Source organism: Tepidiforma sp., from assembly GCF_026419595.1.
Lineage (GTDB): Bacteria > Chloroflexota > Dehalococcoidia > Tepidiformales > Tepidiformaceae > Tepidiforma.
Genome location: NZ_JANZZD010000006.1, coordinates 1 through 18,955, shown reverse-complemented (window position 1 = coordinate 18,955; position 18,955 = coordinate 1). Strand labels below are relative to the sequence as shown.

The window sequence follows — 18,955 nt, the reverse complement described above, 5'->3', positions numbered from 1 at the left end:
ATCACGCCGACTCGAGCCGCTCGAACGCCACCGCCGCCGCGCCCAGCAGGCCCGTGTTCTCCCCCAGTTCGCTCAGCCGCACCAGCGCGCTGCCCGCCGCCCCGTACGCCATCGACCGCATCGCCTCCCGCATCGGGCCCAGCAGCATCTCGCCCATCGCCAGCAGCCCGCCTGAGAGCGTCACCGCATCCGGGTTCAGCACGTTCACGAGGCTCCCCAGCCCCAGCCCGAGGTAGTGGCCGCCGTTCCGGATCTCCGCCTCGCTCGCCCGGTCGCCCTTCGCCGCCGCCGCGAACAGGTGCGCGCCCGTCGGCTCCTCATACCCCACGACTTCCTTCAGCACCGGCGACTTTCCCTGCTCCAGCAGCTTCCGCGCCCGCGCCGCGAAGGCCACCCCGCTCACCAGCGCCTCGAGGCACCCGCGCGAGCCGCACGCGCACCGCGGCCCGCCCGGGTCGATCACGATGTGGCCGATCTCCCCGGCCAGCCCCTGCGCGCCCCGGTACAGCCGCCCGTCGATCACCAGCCCGCCGCCGATCCCCGTCCCAAGCGTCGCATGGAGGAGGTGCCGCGTGCCGCGCCCTGCGCCGAACCGGTGCTCTCCGAGCGCCGCCGCCGAGGCGTCGTTCTCGATGAAGGCCGGGATGCCAAGCCGCTGCGCCACCGGCGTCGTGAGCACCACGTTCCGGAAGCCTGCGATGTTCGGCGCGAAGATCACCCGCCCCTCGTTCGCGTTCACCAGCCCCGCCGTCGCAATGCAGGCCGCCGCCGGCCGCGCCCCCGAGGCGCGTACCGCCTCGGCCAGCAGGTCGACGACCAGCTGCACCATCTCCCCCGGCGAAGCCTCCGCCGGCGTCGGGTGGTCTGCCCGGTAGCCGATGGCGCCGCCCTCGTCGACGACCGCCGCCCGCAGGTGCGTCCCCCCGAGGTCTGCTGCCAGCACCGTCCGCGCCATACGTCCGCACTCTAGCGCATGCCCGCGCCGGTCCGCACTTCGCGTACCCTTTCCGCCGTGCCCGCCGTCATCGGCCCCCGCGAACGCGAGCTCCTCCTCGCCGAACCCGTCGCCCGCCTCGCGACCATCGCGCCCTCCGGCCGCCCCCGCCTCGTCCCCGTCTGCTTCGCCCTCCTCGACGAGCCGGCCGGCCCCGTCATCGCCGTCGCCGTCGACGAAAAACCGAAGCGGACCGCCGCGCTCGCCCGCATCGCCGACCTCCAGCGCGACCCCCGCGCGGCCGTCCTCGTCGACCGTTACGACGCCGACTGGAGCCGCCTCGCCTGGGTCCGACTCGATGTGGTGGGCGAGGTGCTCCCCCGCGGCGACACCTGGCCCGCCGCCCTCGCCGCCCTCCGCGCCCGCTACCCGCAGTACCGCGCGATGGCGCTCGAAGGTCTCCCGCTGCTCCGCTTCGTCCCGTCCCGCGTCGTCTCCTGGTTCGCAGCCGGCTGAGCGCAACCCGCCCGGCGTCGGCCTGCTACGATCGGAGGCGTACCTTTTCGCCCCTACGGAGGTTCCCTTGGTCCTGCAGTTCACCATGCCCCGCATCGACGGCACCGAAGAGCCGCTCGAACGCTACCGCGGCAACGTCCTCCTCCTCGTCAACGTCGCCAGCAAGTGCGGCCTCACCCCCCAGTACGCCGCGCTCCAGGCGCTCTACGAGAAATACCGCGGCCAGGGCTTCGAAATCCTCGGCTTCCCCGCCAATGACTTCATGGGCCAGGAACCCGGCACCAACGAAGAAATCGCCCAGTTCTGCGACCTCAACTACGGCGTCACCTTCCCCCTCTTCGCCAAGATCTCCGTCAAGGGCGAAGGCATGCACCCCCTCTACCGCGTCCTCACCTCGCTGCCCGAGCCGATCGGCGGCGAGGTCCTCTGGAACTTCCAGAAATACCTCGTCGACCGCGAGGGCAACGTCGTGGCGAAGTTCGACCCGCGCACCGCGCCCGATGCGCCCGAAGTCATCGAGGCGATCGAACAGCTCCTCTGAGCCCCGTCAGGCGTCCAGCCCGTTTCGGCGGATGATGTCGGCGTACATCTCCGCCGATTTTTTCGGAATGCGCGCCAGCGTCCGGTAATCCGTGTACACGATGCCGAACCGCTTGCTGTAGCCGAACGCCCACTCGAAGTTGTCCATCAGCGACCACTGGTAGTACGCGCGCACGTCGCAGCCGTCCTCGATCGCCCCGTGCAGCCCCGCGAGGAAGCCGCGCAGCAGCTCCTGCCGCGTCGCATCGTCGATCACCCCGTTCGCGTCCGGCTCGGTGTTGTCGCACACGCCGTTTTCGGTGATGTAGATGCGCGGCCGCCCGTACTCGTTCGAAATCCACCGCACGAACGCGCCGAGCGCGTGCGGCGCCGCCTCGTACCCCATCGGCAGCAGAGGCAGCCGCGGCGGCGCATAGGTGAACCCCACGCTGTTGTTCGCCGGCTGGATGAGCCCCCGCGAATACAGGTTCACCCCGAGGAAGTCCGTCGGCGTCGCGATGACGTCCATGTCGCCCGGCTGAATCGGCAGCGGCACCCCGCGCTCGGCGAAGTGCTTCACCACCGAGGCCGGGTAGCCCCGGCCGAAGACCGGCCCATGGAACAGCCGCGTGTCGAAATCGCGCGCCCGCTCCACCGCAGCCGCCGTCTCCGGCGAATCGTCGGCCGGCTCGTAAAACGTGTTCGCGTTCGTGATCCCGATTTCGCCCCGGTAGCCGCCCTCGCGGAAGACCTGCACGGCCCGGCCGTGCGCCAGCAGCGCGTGGTGGATCGCCCGGCTGTACGCCCCGAGGTCGCGCATCCCCGGCGCCATCACTCCGGTGCGGTGCCCCATCTCCGTGAAGACGATCGGCTCGTTCAGCGTGATCCACCGCGTCACCCGGTCGCCGAACCGGTCGAACGCCGTCTTCGCATACGCCGCGAACGCGTCCACCACCTCGCGGTTCGTCCACCCGCCGAGGTCCTGCAGCGCCTGCGGCAGGTCCCAGTGGTAGAGCGTCACCGCCGGCTGGATGTTCTTCTCCAGCAGCGCATCGATCAGCCGGTCGTAAAACGCCAGCCCCTTCTCGTTCACCGCGCCGCGGCCGAACGGGTAGATGCGCGCCCACGCCAGCGAGAACCGGTACGTCTGGATGCCGAGGCTCGCCATCAGCTCCACGTCCTCGCGGAACCGGTGGTAGTGGTCGCAGGCGACATCGCCCGTGTCGCCGTTCTGCACCTTCCCCGGCTGCCGCACGAACGTGTCCCAGATGGTCACGCCGCGGTCGTCCTCCTGCACCGCCCCTTCGATCTGATAGGAGGCCGTCGCGACCCCCCACTGAAAGCCCTCGGGAAACGAAAGAAACGCCATGGCGCGCATTCTATGCGCCGCCGCCCTCCAGCAAAACGCCGTTTACGCGCCGCCCCCGCTCGCGTATCGTTCCCCGCGCACAAATCATCCCGCGGAGTAGGCCCCGTGACCCAGGAGAAGACGCCGCTCATCACCGATGAGATGCGCGCCCACGTCGGCAAAGAATCCGAACCCTACACCCTCGAGGTCGATAAGACCTCCATCCGCATGTTCGCCCGCGCCGTCGGCCACACCGACCCCATCTTCTACGACGAAGCCGCCGCGAAGGCCGCCGGCTACCGCAGCCTCGTCGCGCCCCCCGGCTACCTCGGCACGCCCATCTTCAACCCGAACGCCGCCGCCCGCCGCGGCCGCGACATCGGTCCCCAGCCGAGCCGTCCGCTCAACCGCATCCTCAATGGCGGCACCGAAATCGAGTACTTCGACGACATCTGCGCCGGCGACGTCCTCACCGCCACCTCCCACGTCGCCTCCTACGAAGAGCGCGAAGGCAGCATCGGCCAGATGCTCATCACCACGACGAAGACCGTCTACAGGAACCAGGACGGCAAGGTCGTCGCCATCATGACCGGCACCGGCATCCGCTACTGACCCCGAGGAGCACTCCCATGGCAGCGAAATGGAACGAGATCACCGAAGGCATGGCCATCCCCGAGCTCAAGAAGAACTGCTCCACCCAGCAGCTCGTCCTCTGGGCCGCGGGCTCCGGCGACTTCTACCAGATTCACTACGATAAGGACTTCGCCAAGGGCACCGGCCTCAGCGACATCATCGTCCACGGCGCCCTCAAGCACGCCTTCCTCGGCCAGCTCCTCCACGACTGGCTCGGCGGCAACGGCAAAATCAAGCGCTTCGGCTGCTCCTACCGCGGCATGGACTTCCCCAACCAGGACATCACCTGCAAGGGCATCGTCACCCGCAAGTACGAAGAAAACGGCCAGAAGCTCGTCGACCTCGAAATCTGGACCGAGAACCCCGAGGGCAAGAAAACGACCCCCGGCTCCGCCACCGTCATCATCAACAGCTAGCCCGAACCGCAGAAAGGACCGCCGAACATGGGCAACCTCCTCGAGGGCAAAGTCATCGCCATGACCGGTGCCGGCCGCGGCATCGGCCGCGAATGCGCCCTCCTCGCCGCCTCCGAAGGCGCCCGCGTCGTCGTCAACGACCCCGGCGTCAACCCCGACGGCTCCGGCCACGACGACGGGCCCGCCGCCCAGGTCGTCGAAGAGATCAAGAAAATGGGCGGCGAAGCCGTCGCCAACTTCGCCGATGTCTCCACCATGGAAGGCGGCGAAAGCGTCATCCGCACCGCCCTCGATACCTGGGGCCGCCTCGACGGCCTCATCAACCTCGCCGCCATCCTCCGCGACCGGATGATCTTCAACCTCTCCGAAGAAGAGTGGGACGACGTCATCCGCGTCGACCTCAAGGGCCACTTCACCACCATCAAGCCCGCCTCCGTCCTCATGCGGCAGCAGCGCTACGGCCGCATCGTCAACTTCAGCTCCGTCTCCGGGCTCCAGGGCAACTCCGGCCAGGCGAACTACGGCGCCGCCAAGGCCGGCGTCGCCGGGCTCACCCGCGTCGCCGCCCGCGACCTCGGCCGCTACGGCGTCACCGTCAACTGCATCGCCCCCGGCGCGGCCACCCGCCTCACGGCCACCGTTCCCCAGGCCGCGCGCGACCTCCGAGCCCAGCGCGGCATCGCCGCCGCCGGCGGCCCGCCGCAGGCCGCCGCCAACCGCGCCGCCGAGGAAGCCGCCGCCATGCGCACGCCCGATATGGTCGCGCCCATGACCGTCTACCTCCTCCTCGATGAGGCGTGGAACATCAACGGCCGCATCTTCCAGGTCGCCGGCGGCCATGTCGGCCTCCTCGCCGACCTCTACCCGCCCTTCCGCAACATCTACAAGCACGGCAAATGGACGCTCGATGAGCTCCGCATGCTCGTGCCCACCCAGCTGATGGCCGGCATCGCCAACCCGGCGCCGCCCGCCGACGACATCAAAATCCCGGGCCGCGACTTCTAGTCCGCGCCGCCCGCCGCATCGCCGGAGGCCCGCCGCAAATTCCCGCGGCGGGCCTCTTCTTCTGTCGAGTCCCGGCCGATACTCAGAACAGGGGCCACAGCATGACCATCCGAACGGCCACGCCGCCCGCGCAGCCGCGCACCCTCCGCGTCCTCATCATCGATGAGGACGTCGAGCGCATCCGCGCCGTTCGCCAGCTCCTCGAATCCTCGCCCCGCTTCCACGCTCACGCCGCCCGCGGCGCCCAGGAAGCCGAAGGCCTCCTCGCCGACGGCGCCTTCGACGTCGCCATCATCGCCGCGCGCCTCTGGCTCGACCCCGCCTCGCCGCTCGCCGGCCTCCTGCGCGAACGCCGCCCCGATATCGCCGTCGTCCTCCTGCTCGATGGCCAGCCCGACCTCGAAGCCGTGCCTTCGCTCAAGCTCGGCGCCCACGATTTCCTCACCATCGGCCAGTTCGACGCCGCCCAGCTCGCCCTCCGCCTCATCGCCGCCGTCGAAGAGAACCGCACCCTCCGCCGGCGCGACACCATGGTCCGCTGGCTCGAGCGCGAGGCCCGCACCGACCACCTCACCGGCCTCTACAATCGCCACGCCTTCGATGAGCGCCTCCGCGACGACTGCGCCGCCCGACGCGGCACCCGCGAACCGGTCACCCTCATCCTCGCCGACCTCGTCGGCACCCGCCTCGTCAACCAGGCCCACGGCCACGACGTCGGCGACGACATGCTCCGGCGCGCCGCCTCCGCCATCGCCCACAGCATCCGCGGCGGCGACTTCGCGGCCCGCATCGGCGGCGACGATTTCGGCGTCATCCTCCCCGGCGCCGACCTGGCCGTCGGCCGCCTCATCGCCCGCCGCATCGCGCAGGAGGTCGAGCGGCGCAACCTCAGTGAGTGGGCCGATCTCGTCCCCGTCTCCCTCTCGTTCGGCGTCGCCACGGGTGTCGATTGCGAACCCGCCGACCTCTTCGCCGCTGCCGACCGCCAGCTCGCCGGCCGCCACCGCACGGCGGCCGTCCTCAGCCTCCTCCGCCCCGGCGGCGAGACCGACGGTCCCTCCGTCGCCTGAATCGCCCGGGCTACGCCTCACCCGCCAGCAGCCGCAGCGCCTCCACGATCGCCTGCGTCCCGTCCCGGCCCCGGTCCCGCGCCTGCAGCATCTCGAACAGCTGCCGCACCAGCGCCGTGCCCGGCAGCGGCGTGTGCGTCTCGTGCGCCGCGTCCAGCACCAGCCCCAGGTCCTTCTGCATCAGGTCCACCATGAACCCGGGGGCGAAATCCCCCGCGACCGCCCGCGGCCCCAGGTGCTGCAGCATCCACGAACCCGCCGCCCCCGCCGACACCACCTCCAGCATCTTCGCCGGGTCCACCCCCGAGCGGCGGCAGAGGCTGATCGCCTCCGCCATCGCGAGGAGATTCAGCCCGCCCGCGACCTGGTTGCAGAGCTTCACCACCTGCCCTGCGCCCGCCGGCCCCACGTGGACGATGGTCTTCCCCATCGCCTGCAGCGCGGGCAGCGCCCGTTCGAACACCGCCGGGTCGCCCCCGGCCATGATGGCGAGGGTGCCCGCCTTCGCGCCCACGTCGCCCCCGGAAACCGGCGCATCGAGGAAGCCGATGCCCCGCTCGGCGAGCCGCGCGTGGAGCAGCCGCGCCGTCGCCGGCGCCACGGTGGAGCAGTCGACCACGATGCTGCCCGGCGCCGCTCCCTCGATGACCCCGCCCGGTCCCAGCACCACCTCCTCCACATCGCGCGAGGCCGTCACGCAGGTGAACGTGACGCCAGACCGGGAAGCCACCTCCGCCGGCGACCCGGCGACCGCGGCCCCCAGCTCCGCCAGCGGCTCCGCTTTCGCCGGCGTCCGGTTCCATACCGTCAGCGCGAACCCCGCGCGCAGCAGGTTCGCCGCCATCGGCCCGCCCATGATGCCCAGCCCGATGAACCCGACCCGTTCGATCGCCATCGCACGCACCTCTCGCGCCGTGATCGCCCGGATTGTGCCGGGCCGCCGTCAACCCTGCTCGCGGGTCAGCGCAGCGGCGCGTCCCACGGCAGCACCGACCGCCCGGGCAGCAGCACCGGCTTCACCACGCCATCCGCGATGACCGCGAGGATGTCGTACCCCGCGTACAGCGACGGGTCCATCCCCCGCAGCGCCCACGAGAGCTTCTCGTCTTCCGCGTAGGTCGCCGGCCCGATGACGACCAGCGCCCGCGCGTCCGCCTGCTCTCCCGCCCCGGCCTCGTTCGCCGCTTTCAGCAGCCGCCGCAGGTTCCGCCGCAGCGAAGCGCTCCACTCGTCGTTCTCCGGCGCTGGCGTCCCGAGCACGCAGCTCCCGCCGCCCCCGAGGTCGTTCGCCGTCCAGCAGTCCTGCGCCTCGATGGTGATCGACTCGTCCACCTCCGGCTGCTGCGATGCCATCACGATGCGCTCGACCAGCTCCTGCCGCGCTTCCTCGCTCGACGGCAGCCGGAACAGCTCGTTCGAATTCAGCTGGAACGTGCCCGGCACGCGGTTCGTGAACTGCGCCCAGTGGCCGGCCAGCCCGCCGAGCGCCGTCACGACCGAACCGGTCGTCGCCACCCGCCGCAGGTACAGCCGCACCGGCCGGCAGAACTCGAGCCGCCCGTCGTCCAGCTTCCGCGCCGCGTCGATGGCTGCCGCGACCTCCGAGAGCCCCGGCTCCTCCGTCGGGAACCCCGCGCCCCGCGGCACCCACACCGCGACTGCCCGGCCCGCGGCGTCCAGCCGCCGCTCCAGCGCCGCCCGCCCGGCCTCCCAGGCGACCGTCGCATCCGGGCCGAACGTGTTGAGGACCGTCGTCCGGAGCGCCCACCGCCGCCCTACGACCACCGTGCCCCGGAGCGTCGTCCCGTCCGAGGCAGCATCGTCGACCGACGTGCTCCGCGCGTAGTGCGGGCCGAACCAGGCAAGGAAAAGGCGGAGGCCCGCCTCCGCCTGGTCTGCCGGGTAGCTTCGTTCGGTCACGGCTCCCGCAGCTTAGCCGCCGCGCTGGCCGCGGATGCGCGGCTTCGCCACCGATGCCACCACCACCGAGGGGTCCGTCAGGATCTCCACCCCCGGCGGCGGTGTGATGTCCCCGACCGTCAGCACCGAGTCGAACCCCTTTAGCGGCGCGATGTCGACCGGGATGGTGTCCGGGATGTCGAGCGGCCGGCAGCGCACCGACACGATCTCGATGCCCGGGAGCAGCGTGCCCGCGAGGTCGCGCACCGCCGGCGCCTCGCCCACCAGCCGCAGCGGCACGTTCGCCGTGATCGGCCGCTCCGGGTCCACCTGGAAGAAATCGACGTGGATCGGTTCGCCGGTGCCGTGCGCCCGCGCGATGCCGCGCAGGATCACGTACCGCGGTGCCGTCTCACCCGCCACCTTCAGCTCGATCATCGCGCGCAGGCCGGCCGACTTGATCGTCCGGGCGAACTCCCGCGCGTCGATCTCGATCGCCCGGGACGCGATCGCCTTGCCGTACACGTTCGCCGGGAGCCGGCCTTCCCGCCGGAGGTGCCGCACCTGCTTGCCGAGCACCGTCCGCGGCGCCGCTTCGATCGTCACACGTTCTGCCATGTCACAACCCTCTGGGCCACGCTCCATACGTGGCGCAACATTTCCAATCTAGCCGAGCCCGGCGCAGGGTCAAGCCGCCCCGCGCGAAAGAAAACGGGAGCCGCCCGCAGAGCGGCTCCCGTTCACGACCATCGAACCGCCAGCGTCAGGCGGGCTTGATCTCCGCGACCTTCGCGCGCGCCGCGGCCTTGTCGCTGTACCAGAGCGCGTTGATCTCCTTGAACACCGCCCGGTCCGACGGGACGTCGTCCTCCGCGAAGATCGCCGTCACAGGGCAGGCCGGCTCGCAGGCACCGCAGTCGATGCACTCGTCGGGGTTGATGTACAGCATCCGGTCTTCGCCTTCGTCGAAGTGGATGCAGTCGACCGGGCAGACCTCGACGCACGCCTGGTCCTGGACGTCGATGCAGGGTTCCGTGATTACGTAGGCCATTCGGGGCTCCTCTCCCGTCGGGGGTGCTGCGTTCCTGCCGCGTGGGCGTCTCGCATACTACTATTCGGCCCCTGCCTCTGTGAAGAAGAGCCGCCAACCCGGCATCGGCGCCATGACGCGCCGTCCGCGAGCTACTCCCGCAGCCGCTCCCGCCGCGCGTCCCGCACCGCCACCGGCTTCCCCGACCGCAAATCGACCGCGTAGAACCGCCCCGCCCGGATCTCCTCGATCAGCTCCCGCTCGTCGCGAATCTCCCGCTCGAAATACGTTGCGCACTTCCCGATGTCCGAAATCGCGTGCGAGTCCGTCCCGCCCGTTCCCGGCAGGTGCATCATCTCGCACAGCCGCTGGGAGAACTCGTTCTCCTTGTCCGAACCCCGCCCGTTGATCTCCTCGAGCCCCTGCACGTACTGGTACGCCGGGTTCCGCGCCGCCTTCTCCAGCGCCGCCCGGTACTCGTCGTCGTTCCGCGAGAACCACGGCATCTGCCGCCGGTAGGGGTGGGCCGCCACCAGCGCGCCGCCTACCTTCTCCACGTACGCCGCCAGCTCCCGCGACCGGTGCATCCCGAAGACGTACTTGTCGATGCCGAAGGCGAGGATGTGGCCGTCGTCCGTCGAAATCTCCACCCCGGCCAGCACGAGGAAGTTGTGCTTCGCGCGCAGCTCCTCGATCGCCTTGTAATCCCACACCGTGTCGTGCTCCGTGAACACGATCGCGTCGAGGCCCGCTGCCTTCGCGCGGACGATCAGGTCATCGGGGTTCAGGACGCTGTCGTGCGAGCGGGGCCACGTGTGACTGTGGATATCGATGAGCATGGGGCTGCCCGGTACTATAGGGCCGCCTCCAGCACCCGGGCAATCCGCACCCCCGGCCCCGCTGCTCGGCTGCCGCGCTCGAACCCCGGCCGCGAAACCGTCCGTTCACACGGCCCCGGCATGATGAAGCCATGGAACGCACGAACAGCCCCTGCCAGCACGAGTGGCGCTACCTCGTCGAGGTGCGCACCCGCGCCATCCGCATCCGCGAATGCGCGCGCTGCGGCCGCCGCTCCGTCATCCCGGTCGAGCTCGCGCCGCTCCCCGGCCAGGCGTCGCGCCTCCGCGAATCCGCCTGACCTGCCCGGCGCTCAGGCCTGCCCGGCCTGCCGGCGCGCGACCATCTCCAGCCGCATTTTGCGCTGGTTCGGCTCGCGCCCCTTGAAGTTCGGCTGGTACTCGCTCCGCCGCCCGAGGATCTGCGCCGTGTGCTGCCGGTCGTGCCGGTAGAACGAGCGCAGCCACTGCAGCACCGTGAGCGTCCCGAACATCGGGCTCGTCGCCACACGGTCGAAGTCCTCCAGCCGCATCCCGTCGATGAGCCCCAGCGTGTACCGCCGCTCCAGCTCCAGCTGCCGCAGCAGGTCCGCTACGGTGTAGCGGTTCGCCTCCTCGATCGGGATCGGCACCGACTGCCACGGGATGCGGCCGAGGTCCGGGTTCTCCTCCCGCAGCGCCGCCCGGACCCACGCGTCGTACGTCCGCTCCATCTCGCACAGGTGCGCGAGCTGCTCGAGCGCCGTCCACTGCTCTTCGCCCTCCGCATCGACGGGCACCCGCAGCGCGTCCTCCGGGCTCAGCCCCTCCGCCACGCGGATGAGGTTCGCCCGCTCTTCCGCCATCTTCGCCAGCAGTTCATCCACCTGGTCGCGGGTCGCCATCTTGCCTGCCTCCGAATCGGCGGCCGAGCCGGCGCACGCCCTGCCAGGCCGCGTAGGGGATCGCCGCCAGCAGCGCGATGCCCGTCACGAGCGCCCCGTACAGGCCCCCGAAAACGAAATCCACCGCGAACTCCGCCAGCGGCACGGCTCCGATTCTACCGGCATCTGCTCCCGCCGGTTGGGCGCACGCCCGCCCCGTGCCACACTCCCCCCATGCCCTTCCGCCGCAAGCCCGCGCCCGCCGGCCCCCGCTTCGCCGCCGACTGGCTCATCGTCGGCCTCGGCAACCCGGGCGAAGAGTACGCCCGTACGCGTCATAACGTCGGCTTCTGGGTCGTGAACGTCCTCGCGAAGCGCGCCGGCACCCAGCCGAAGGCCGTCGGCAGCCTCATGCACATCGGCGTCGGCACCCTCCAGGGTCAGCGCGCCGCCCTCGTCAAGCCGAAAACCTTCATGAACGTCAGCGGCAAAGCCGTCGCCCAGGCCCTCCAGTGGACCGGCTGCGACCTCGCACACACCATCGTCGCCTACGACGACCTCGACCTGCCCCCCGGCCAGCTCCGCATCCGCGCCGGCGGCGGCCACGGCGGCCACAACGGTCTCAAGAGCATCGCCCAGCACGCCGGGCTCGACTTCATCCGCGTCCGCATCGGCATCGGCCGCCCCACCGTCGGCGGCGAACCCTCCTGGGATCCCGACGTCGTCGCCGACTGGGTGCTCAGCCCGCCCGCGCCGGCCGACCGCGAGCTCCTCGAAGCCGCCGTCCAGCGCGCCGCTGACGCCATCGAGACCATCATCTCCGCCGGCGTCGAAGCCGCCGCTGCCGCCTTCAATCGCAAGGCGTGAGAAGCCCGCAAGAGCGGCCTCAGCGCCGCCGAGCGCGTCACGATTTGTCGCTGAACTGTCGCATGCTGCCTGCGCAAACCCGCGCTGATACCGGGTAAAATTCCGGGAAAGGTTCGGCGACATTCGACCGCGGAAGCGAGGCATGTACCGCGAAGAAGACTACCGCGCTATCGACGCGCACCTCGGGTTCTTCCCTGGCTGCGCCATCCGGCCACCGCTTCGTATGGACACGACCTGCACGCCCGGCGGCACCGGCCGCGTCTCCCCGTACGCCTGCGACGTCATCTACGGCGACCTCCTTCCCTCGCCATCGCCCGAGGACCCGGAGGAGACCGCGCTCCGCAAGGGCCTCCGCGTCGCCGTGGCGCAGGCGCTCGCCGCCCTCGATTCCCGCGAGCGCCAGGTCCTTCGTCTCCGCTTCGGCTTCGCGGGCGAACCGCAGACGCTCGAACAGATCGGCGCCGTCTTCGGCCTCACGCGCGAACGCATCCGCCAAATCGAGGCGAAAGCGCTGAAAAAGCTCCAGTCGCCCCGGTTCATGCCCTTCCTCGAGCCGTGGCGCCCGGGCGGCCCCGCGCGCCCGGCCGCGAAGCCGGCAGCGCCCGCCGTGCTCCGCCGGGTGGGCGCACCGGCACCCCGGGATGGGTCCGCCGACCGCCGCCACGTCGGCCCCGCGAAGACGAACCGGGAAACGGACCGCCGCGCCGCTCCGGCGCCGCCCCTGGCGAACCGTCCGCCTGCCAGTGCCGAGCGGCCACCGGCGGCCCCGGCGCCGGCCGACCCCTCCAGCCCGGCCCCGGCGACCGCCGAGGACGCCATCTACGACGCCATCGTTCACGTCTTCTTCCCGCCCTCCGGGCCGTCGGACGCGGAATCCGCTGCCTCCTCCAGCGTCCCGGCCGTGACCGGTACGAGTGACGCGACCGAGCGCCTCCTCGCGATGCTCGAACCCGCCGAACGCGCCGCGCTCGAACACCTCCACGGCTTCCGCGCCGCGCTCGCCCCGGCCGCCATCGAACGGCAGCTCGGCATCCCGCAAGCGCGCCTCACCGACCTCGACCGCTGGTTCACCCGCGAACTCCGCCGTCACCGCGCCGCGCCCGGGACGTACGACCCCGCCCCGCCGCCGCCCTCCGCCCCCGAAGAGCCCGCCGAAACCGAGGATCCCGGCAGCCGTCTCATCCTGTTCCCGGCAGTCGCCCCGCAGGACCCCCTCGCGATGGCCCTCGAGGGCTTCCGCGCCCGCGGCTACGACATCGTCGACAACCGCCCCCGGGGCGGCGCCCTCTGGGTCCACGACCTCCATATGAAGCTCGCGCAGGAGATGGAGGATCTTTCGCGCCGCGGCATCCGGTTCCGCTTCACGGAGCACAAACGCGCCGGCACCTGGGGCTGGTATCTCGAAGAGGCACCCGCCCCGGCCGCGCAGCGCCCGCCCCGCCAATTAGCCCTGCCTTCCCCGTCCCGGAAGCCGCGCAAGGCGCGCAAATACCGCGTCCCGTCCTAGACTCATTCCAGATGAGCCCGACCGCTGCCGACATCGAACGCTACCGGCGCAACCTCCGCGACGAGGTCGACGGCGCCGCCCTCTACCGCTACCTTGCCGCCGCTGAGAAAGACCCGAACCTGCGCGACGTCTTCCTCCGCCTCGCCGAGAGCGAAGACCGCCACCGCGCCCTTTGGGAAGCGAAGCTCCGAGAAGCCGGCGCTGAGGTCCCGGACTACCGCCCAAGCTTCCGCACTCGCTTCCTCGGCTGGCTCGCCCGCCGCTTCGGCACCGCCTCCGTCAGCCCCATCGTCACCCGCATGGAGATGTCGGCCTACACGATGTACGACGACCAGCCGGAGGCCATCGCCGCCGACCTCCCCCGCGACGAGCGCTCCCACGCCCGCCTCTTCCGCGAACTCGCTCGATCGACCCGCGGCCGGCCGGTCGAGGTCGACATCGCCCGGCTCGAAGGCCGCCACCGCGCCGGCACCGGCAACGCCCTCCGCGCCGCCGTCCTCGGCGCTAACGACGGCCTCGTCTCGAATCTCTCGCTCGTCATGGGCGTCGCCGGCGCGAACCCCGGCCAGAACGTCGTCGTCCTCGCCGGCATCGCAGGCCTCCTCGCCGGCTCCCTCTCGATGGCTCTCGGCGAATGGATCAGCGTTCGCAGTTCGGCTGAGGCCTTCGCCCGCCAGCTCGAAATCGAGCGCGATGAGCTCGCCCTGATGCCCGATGAAGAGCTCGAGGAGCTCGTCCTCATCTACCGCGCGAAGGGCCTCGGCGAAGAGGAAGCCCGCGCCACCGCGCAGCGCATCATCGCCAACCGCGAAACCGCCCTCGATACCCTCGCCCGCGAAGAGCTCGGCATGTCCGAAGAAGAGGCGGGCAACCCGTGGGTCGCCGCCATCACCTCGTTCCTCACCTTCAGCGTTGGCGCCATCATTCCCGTCATTCCGTGGCTCTTCCTCGCCGGCATCGCCGGAGTGGCCGCCAGCGCAGCCGCCAGCGCCCTCGGCCTCTTCGCCGTCGGCGCCGCCATCACCCTCTACACCGGCCGCGGCATCCTCTTCTCCGGGTTCCGCATGCTCACCTTCGGCCTCGCAGCCTCGGCCATCACCTTCGGCATCGGCCGCCTCATCGGCGTCAGCACCGGCATCTGACGCCCGCGGTCAATCGAGCGCGAGGTCCAGCGCCAGCCGCCGGTCCGTCGTCCGGATCGCCACCAGCCGGTACGGCAGTTCCCCCGCCGCCTCGTCGAGCCGCTCCTGCAGCGGCGGTTCGATGAGCGCCGCCACCGCCTCCGGCGCCGTCAGGCCGCCCAGCGTCGCCCGCGCCACCCGCAGCACGAGCCGCCCATCCGCCACTTCCGGGTCGAGGTACACCGAGGCGCGCGTCCCAACGCCCCACGCGCCGACGCCGAACGTCACCCCGACGAGCCCCTCCTGCAGCACCTCGACATCCACCGCCGGCCGCTCGCCGACGCCCGGGATGGCCGGGAGCTCCCGCGCGATGATCGCCGCCAGCGCCCGCTCGTCGAACGTCACCGTGATGTTGCCGCCGCCGGCGACCGCCTCCGTCCGCGCGTCGAAATCGGGGTCCACCGTGAACCACAGCACGACCGCGACGGCCCCGGCGAGCATCCCCAGCGCGAACGCGAACAGTCCCCGCATGCCGCGAGCGTGCCGCCTCCGCCCCCTTGCCGCAACCGGCGCTTGCACGAACTCCCGCCCGCCGCCATAATTCGAAGCATCTGGTGGCTAGAGCGAGGTGGACCCACCCGTTCCCATCCCGAACACGGAAGTGAAACGCCTCAGCGCTGACGATACTGCCCGGGCAACCGGGTGGGAAAATAGGCCGCCGCCGGGTACTCACGAGAACCGCCGCGAGGCGGTTTCTTCCTTTTTCGGGAGGGTCCAGCAGCACCCCCGAGCGACCGGCTGCTGCGCCAGAAGGTAACTGCACGGCCCCCGCAGGCGTTTCTCCTCATGCCCCGCGCGGCTCCCGCGCAGCCCCGCGTCCGGTTTCCTCGAACGATCGGCCGCTGGTACAATTCAGTTCGAGAATCCCTCAACTCACCCCGGCGCGTACACCCTGCGGAAGGGATACGTGCCCCCAGACGGAGCCACACTTGTCAGCAGATACCGCCCAGCCCACCACTCCCCCGGAAGCCGAAATGGATATGGGGGCCCTCCTCGACCTCGAAGCCGCCCAGTCGGGCGGCCAGCTTCGCCGCGGCGAAATCATCGAGGGCATGGTGATGGGCGCCTCCCCCGACGGCCTCATCGTCGATGTCGGCACCAAGATGGAAGCCGTCATCCCCCAGAACGAAATGCTCTCCCTCGGCATCGACGGCGCCAGCAAGCTCAAGGCCGGCGATACCGTCCGCGTCATGGTCCTCCAGCCCTCCACCGCGGAAGGCCACGCCATCGTCTCGCTCGACCGCGCCCGCGGCGAAGAGGGCTGGGAAACCCTCCAGAAGCGCTTCGAATCCGGCGAAATCTTCGACGCCCAGGTCACCGGCCACAACCGCGGCGGCCTCCTCGTCAACGTCGACGGCGTCAACGCCTTCGTCCCGCTCTCGCAGGTCGAATCGGTCCGCCGCGACGACCCCGATGCCGCCAACCAGCTCGCCGGCCTCGTCGGCCAGGTCATCAAGCTCAAGGTCATCGAGCTCAACCGGAAGCGGAACCGCGTCATCCTCTCCGAGCGCGCTGCCATGGCCGAGATCCGCAAGGAGCAGAAGGACCGCGTCCTCGATGAGCTCGAAGAGGGCCAGATCCGCACCGGCCGCATCTCCTCCATCACCGACTTCGGCGTCTTCGTCGACCTCGGCGGCGCCGACGGCCTCGCCCACATGACCGAACTCACCTGGGAGCGCGGCAAAAAGGCGAAGGATCTCTTCCAGGTCGGCGACGAAGTCCAGGCCTACATCCTCAAGATCGACCGCGAGAACAAAAAGATCTCGCTCTCGCTCAAGCGCGCCCAGCCCGAACGCTGGGACACCACCGTCGACCGCTTCGTCATCGGCCAGATCCTCATCGGCCGCGTGACCAAGCTCATGCCCTTCGGCGCCTTCGTCCGCCTCGATGGGCCGGTGGAGGGCCTCATTCACATCTCCGAGCTCTCGAACCGCCGCATCCAGCACCCGAAGGACGTCGTCAAGGAAGGCGACGTCGTCCCCGTGAAGCTGGTCCGCATCGAGAAGGACCGCCACCGGCTTGGGCTCAGCCTCCGCCAGGCCCGCAGCGACGCCGAGGCCATGGGCTTCGTCTTCGATGCCAACGGTTCCGTCATCGACTACCCGGACGACGTCCGCGAGCAGTTCGGCCTGCCCCCGCGCGACACCACTGCCCAGCCCGCCCGCCGCGAGCCGCGCACCGCGCAGGAGGCGATCGAGCAGGCCGTCGCCCGCGACCCCGAGCCGATGTCCGCCTTCGCGGCCGCCTTCGCGCAGGCGCTCGAAAACGCCGAAGCCGGCAACGGCCTCGCCGAGACGGTCGCCCAGGCCGCCGGCCTCGCGCCGAAGGAAGAGGCGCCTGCCGCTGAGCCGCCGGCCGCCGAAGCCGCAGCCGAGGCCCCCGCGTCCGGGGAGCCGGAAGCGGAAACTCGGGTTTCCACCGGGGCGACGGCCCCCGAAGAAATGCCGCACAATAGAAGCGAGGGGACCGAAGAGGCCCCGAACGAAGCACCAGCCGCAACAGAGGAGGAAACTGCTGACGGCTCCTAGACGTTCTTTGGGCGCACCCAGGGGAAGGGAGTACCACCATGGCCGATCGGTTTGACAAATTCACAGAACGGGCGCGGCGCGTCCTCACGCTCGCCCAGGAAGAAGCCCACCGCTTCAACCACAACTACATCGGCACCGAGCACATCCTCCTGGGCCTCGTCCGCGAAGGCGACGGCGTCGCAGCGAAAGTCCTCGCCAACCTCGGCGTCGAACTCAACAAGGTCCGTTCCGCCGTCGAGTTCATCATCGGCCGCGGCGACCGCACCGTCCTCGGCGAAATCGGCCTCACCCCGCGCGCCAAGAAGGTCATCGAGCTCGCCGTCGATGAGGCGCGCCGCCTCAACCACTCCTACATCGGCACCGAACACCTGCTCCTCGGCCTCGTCCGCGAAGGCGAAGGCATCGCCGCCGGCGTGCTCGAAAGCCTCGGCGTCAACCTCGAGCGCGTCCGCGCCGAGACGACCCGCATCCTCAGCCAGAGCGCGCCGCAGGCCGCGGCCTCCGGCTCCGGCGCCCGCCAGGCCAGCCGCACCCCGACGGTCGACCAGCTCGGCATCGACCTCACCGCTGCCGCCCGCAACGGCCAGCTCGACCCCGTCATCGGCCGCTCCAACGAACTCGAGCGGGTCGTCCAGATCCTCTCCCGCCGCACGAAGAACAACCCGGTGCTCATCGGCGAGCCCGGCGTCGGCAAGACCGCCATCGCCGAGCTGCTCGCCCAGCGCATCGTCTCCGGCGATGTCCCCGAGACGCTCCAGAACAAGCGCCTCCTCACGCTCGATATCGGTTCCCTCGTCGCCGGCACCAAGTACCGCGGCGAGTTCGAAGAGCGCCTCAAGAAGGTCATCGAAGAGATCAAAGCCGCCGGCAACTGCATCCTCTTCATCGATGAGCTCCACATGCTCGTCGGCGCCGGCGCCGCCGAGGGCGCGGTCGATGCCGCCAACATCCTGAAGCCCTCGCTCGCCCGCGGCGAACTCCAGTGCATCGGCGCCACCACCCTCGACGAGTACCGCAAGCACATCGAGCGCGACGCCGCCCTCGAGCGCCGCTTCCAGCCCGTCATGGTCGAAGAACCGACCGTCGAGGAAGCGATCGAAATCCTCAAGGGCATCCGCCCGCGCTACGAAGAGCACCACAAGCTGAAGATCAGCGACGCCGCGCTCGTCGCCGCCGCTGAGCTCTCCGCCCGCTACGTCAGCGACCGCTACCTGCCGGACAAGGCCATCGACCTCATCGACGAGGCCGCCAGCCGCGTCCGCATCCGGCGCGCCGCCACTCCGCCCTCCCTCAAGGAGGCGATGAAGGGCCTCGAAAGCCTCCGCCGCGAGAAAGAGCAGGCGATCGCCGCCCAGCAGTACGAATACGCCGCGGAGCTGCGCGACCGCGAAGTCAAGCTCCAGGACAAGATCCGCGAGATGGGCGAATGGGAAGAGGGCGAGGCCGGCATCGCGACCCCCGTCGTCACCGATGAGGACGTCGCCGAAGTCGTCTCGATGTGGACCGGCATCCCCGTCGCCCGCATCGCCAGCGAGGAAAGCGCCCGCCTCCTTCGCATGGAGGAAGCGCTCCGCAGCCGCATCATCGGCCAGGACGAAGCGATCGAAACCATCGCCCGCGCCGTCCGCCGGGCCCGCGCCGGCCTCAAAGACCCGCGCCGCCCGATCGGCGTCTTCCTCTTCTGCGGCCCCACCGGCGTCGGCAAGACGGAGCTCGCCCGCGCCCTCGCCGAGTTCATGTTCGGCTCGCAGGACAACATGATTAAGCTCGACATGAGCGAGTTCAGCGAGAAGCACACCGTCT

22 protein-coding genes and 1 rRNA gene are annotated in these 18,955 nt (G+C 70.6%); 13 read left to right on the top strand and 10 right to left on the bottom strand.

Going from position 1 to position 18,955, the window contains the following annotated elements; genetic code table 11:
* Position 1: 1 nt before the first annotated feature.
* The gene (locus tag N2041_RS04835; RefSeq protein ID WP_297676362.1) at positions 2-955 is read right to left on the bottom strand and encodes an ROK family protein; all 954 of its coding nucleotides are present in this window, start codon (positions 953-955) and stop codon (positions 2-4) included.
* A 57-nt stretch (positions 956-1,012) separates the two neighbouring features.
* On the opposite strand from N2041_RS04835, the gene N2041_RS04830 reads away from it, so the two are divergent.
* Both N2041_RS04830 and N2041_RS04825 read left to right on the top strand, forming a co-directional pair.
* On the top strand, positions 1,013-1,450 hold the full coding sequence (locus N2041_RS04830; protein ID WP_297676360.1) for a TIGR03668 family PPOX class F420-dependent oxidoreductase: 438 nt from the start codon (positions 1,013-1,015) through the stop codon (positions 1,448-1,450).
* 85 nt (positions 1,451-1,535) lie between these two features.
* Positions 1,536-1,991: a glutathione peroxidase gene (locus tag N2041_RS04825; RefSeq protein ID WP_367187686.1), complete on the top strand. Its 456-nt coding sequence runs from the start codon at positions 1,536-1,538 to the stop codon at positions 1,989-1,991.
* Between the two features lie 6 nt (positions 1,992-1,997).
* Here the strand turns inward: N2041_RS04825 and N2041_RS04820 are convergent, their stop codons facing one another.
* Positions 1,998-3,338, bottom strand: a complete 1,341-nt coding sequence (locus N2041_RS04820; RefSeq protein ID WP_297676356.1) for a GH1 family beta-glucosidase — start codon at positions 3,336-3,338, stop codon at positions 1,998-2,000.
* A 105-nt stretch (positions 3,339-3,443) separates the two neighbouring features.
* On the opposite strand from N2041_RS04820, the gene N2041_RS04815 reads away from it, so the two are divergent.
* From N2041_RS04815 to N2041_RS04800, 4 genes are all read left to right on the top strand, one after another.
* Positions 3,444-3,929 (top strand): MaoC family dehydratase N-terminal domain-containing protein, encoded by a 486-nt coding sequence (locus tag N2041_RS04815; RefSeq protein ID WP_297676354.1) that lies wholly within the window; start codon positions 3,444-3,446, stop codon positions 3,927-3,929.
* A 17-nt stretch (positions 3,930-3,946) separates the two neighbouring features.
* Complete coding sequence (locus N2041_RS04810; protein ID WP_297676352.1) at positions 3,947-4,366, top strand: MaoC/PaaZ C-terminal domain-containing protein; 420 nt, start codon at positions 3,947-3,949, stop codon at positions 4,364-4,366.
* 27 nt (positions 4,367-4,393) lie between these two features.
* The gene (locus tag N2041_RS04805; RefSeq protein WP_297676350.1) at positions 4,394-5,371 is read left to right on the top strand and encodes an SDR family NAD(P)-dependent oxidoreductase; all 978 of its coding nucleotides are present in this window, start codon (positions 4,394-4,396) and stop codon (positions 5,369-5,371) included.
* Between the two features lie 101 nt (positions 5,372-5,472).
* On the top strand, positions 5,473-6,441 hold the full coding sequence (locus N2041_RS04800) for a diguanylate cyclase (protein WP_297676348.1): 969 nt from the start codon (positions 5,473-5,475) through the stop codon (positions 6,439-6,441).
* Positions 6,442-6,451: 10 nt separating this feature from the next.
* On the opposite strand, the gene N2041_RS04795 is transcribed toward N2041_RS04800, so the two are convergent.
* From N2041_RS04795 to N2041_RS04775, 5 genes are all read right to left on the bottom strand, one after another.
* Complete coding sequence (locus tag N2041_RS04795) at positions 6,452-7,336, bottom strand: NAD(P)-dependent oxidoreductase (RefSeq protein WP_297676346.1); 885 nt, start codon at positions 7,334-7,336, stop codon at positions 6,452-6,454.
* A 65-nt stretch (positions 7,337-7,401) separates the two neighbouring features.
* Positions 7,402-8,361 carry a hypothetical protein gene (locus N2041_RS04790; RefSeq protein ID WP_297676344.1) on the bottom strand — a complete coding sequence of 320 codons (960 nt, stop codon included), beginning with the start codon at positions 8,359-8,361 and terminating at the stop codon, positions 7,402-7,404.
* A gap of 12 nt (positions 8,362-8,373) precedes the next feature.
* The gene (locus tag N2041_RS04785; RefSeq protein WP_297676342.1) at positions 8,374-8,958 is read right to left on the bottom strand and encodes a 50S ribosomal protein L25; all 585 of its coding nucleotides are present in this window, start codon (positions 8,956-8,958) and stop codon (positions 8,374-8,376) included.
* 145 nt (positions 8,959-9,103) lie between these two features.
* A complete protein-coding gene (locus tag N2041_RS04780) occupies positions 9,104-9,391 on the bottom strand; it encodes a ferredoxin family protein (protein WP_270055872.1) in 288 nt (95 codons plus the stop codon).
* A 131-nt stretch (positions 9,392-9,522) separates the two neighbouring features.
* Positions 9,523-10,209, bottom strand: coding sequence for a CehA/McbA family metallohydrolase (locus N2041_RS04775; RefSeq protein ID WP_297676338.1), 687 nt, complete (start codon positions 10,207-10,209; stop codon positions 9,523-9,525).
* Between the two features lie 131 nt (positions 10,210-10,340).
* Here N2041_RS04775 and N2041_RS04770 point away from each other — a divergent pair, with 131 nt between their 5' ends.
* The gene (locus N2041_RS04770) at positions 10,341-10,508 is read left to right on the top strand and encodes a hypothetical protein (RefSeq protein ID WP_297676337.1); all 168 of its coding nucleotides are present in this window, start codon (positions 10,341-10,343) and stop codon (positions 10,506-10,508) included.
* Between the two features lie 12 nt (positions 10,509-10,520).
* Here the strand turns inward: N2041_RS04770 and N2041_RS04765 are convergent, their stop codons facing one another.
* A complete protein-coding gene (locus N2041_RS04765) occupies positions 10,521-11,090 on the bottom strand; it encodes a DinB family protein (RefSeq protein ID WP_297676335.1) in 570 nt (189 codons plus the stop codon).
* Positions 11,065-11,235, bottom strand: coding sequence for a hypothetical protein (locus N2041_RS04760; RefSeq protein ID WP_297676333.1), 171 nt, complete (start codon positions 11,233-11,235; stop codon positions 11,065-11,067). The genes N2041_RS04765 and N2041_RS04760 overlap by 26 nt, the downstream gene beginning before the upstream one ends.
* Positions 11,236-11,303: 68 nt before the next feature.
* Between N2041_RS04760 and pth the strand changes: the two genes are divergently transcribed.
* The 3 genes from pth to N2041_RS04745 all read left to right on the top strand — a co-directional run bounded on the left by pth (position 11,304) and on the right by N2041_RS04745 (position 14,585).
* Positions 11,304-11,936: an aminoacyl-tRNA hydrolase gene (pth, locus tag N2041_RS04755; RefSeq protein WP_297676331.1), complete on the top strand. Its 633-nt coding sequence runs from the start codon at positions 11,304-11,306 to the stop codon at positions 11,934-11,936.
* A gap of 142 nt (positions 11,937-12,078) precedes the next feature.
* A complete protein-coding gene (locus tag N2041_RS04750) occupies positions 12,079-13,443 on the top strand; it encodes a sigma-70 family RNA polymerase sigma factor (protein WP_297676330.1) in 1,365 nt (454 codons plus the stop codon).
* Between the two features lie 11 nt (positions 13,444-13,454).
* Positions 13,455-14,585: a VIT1/CCC1 transporter family protein gene (locus N2041_RS04745; RefSeq protein ID WP_297676328.1), complete on the top strand. Its 1,131-nt coding sequence runs from the start codon at positions 13,455-13,457 to the stop codon at positions 14,583-14,585.
* A gap of 9 nt (positions 14,586-14,594) precedes the next feature.
* Here N2041_RS04745 and N2041_RS04740 read toward each other — a convergent pair whose 3' ends face one another.
* Positions 14,595-15,095 (bottom strand): hypothetical protein, encoded by a 501-nt coding sequence (locus tag N2041_RS04740; protein ID WP_297676326.1) that lies wholly within the window; start codon positions 15,093-15,095, stop codon positions 14,595-14,597.
* A 79-nt stretch (positions 15,096-15,174) separates the two neighbouring features.
* On the opposite strand from N2041_RS04740, the gene rrf reads away from it, so the two are divergent.
* The 3 genes from rrf to N2041_RS04725 all read left to right on the top strand — a co-directional run.
* Positions 15,175-15,291 (top strand): 5S ribosomal RNA (gene rrf, locus N2041_RS04735).
* A 307-nt stretch (positions 15,292-15,598) separates the two neighbouring features.
* A complete protein-coding gene (locus N2041_RS04730) occupies positions 15,599-17,152 on the top strand; it encodes a S1 RNA-binding domain-containing protein (protein ID WP_297676324.1) in 1,554 nt (517 codons plus the stop codon).
* Positions 17,153-17,190: 38 nt separating this feature from the next.
* On the top strand, positions 17,191-18,955 hold a 1,765-nt coding region (locus tag N2041_RS04725), incomplete at its 3' end, for an ATP-dependent Clp protease ATP-binding subunit (RefSeq protein WP_297676322.1).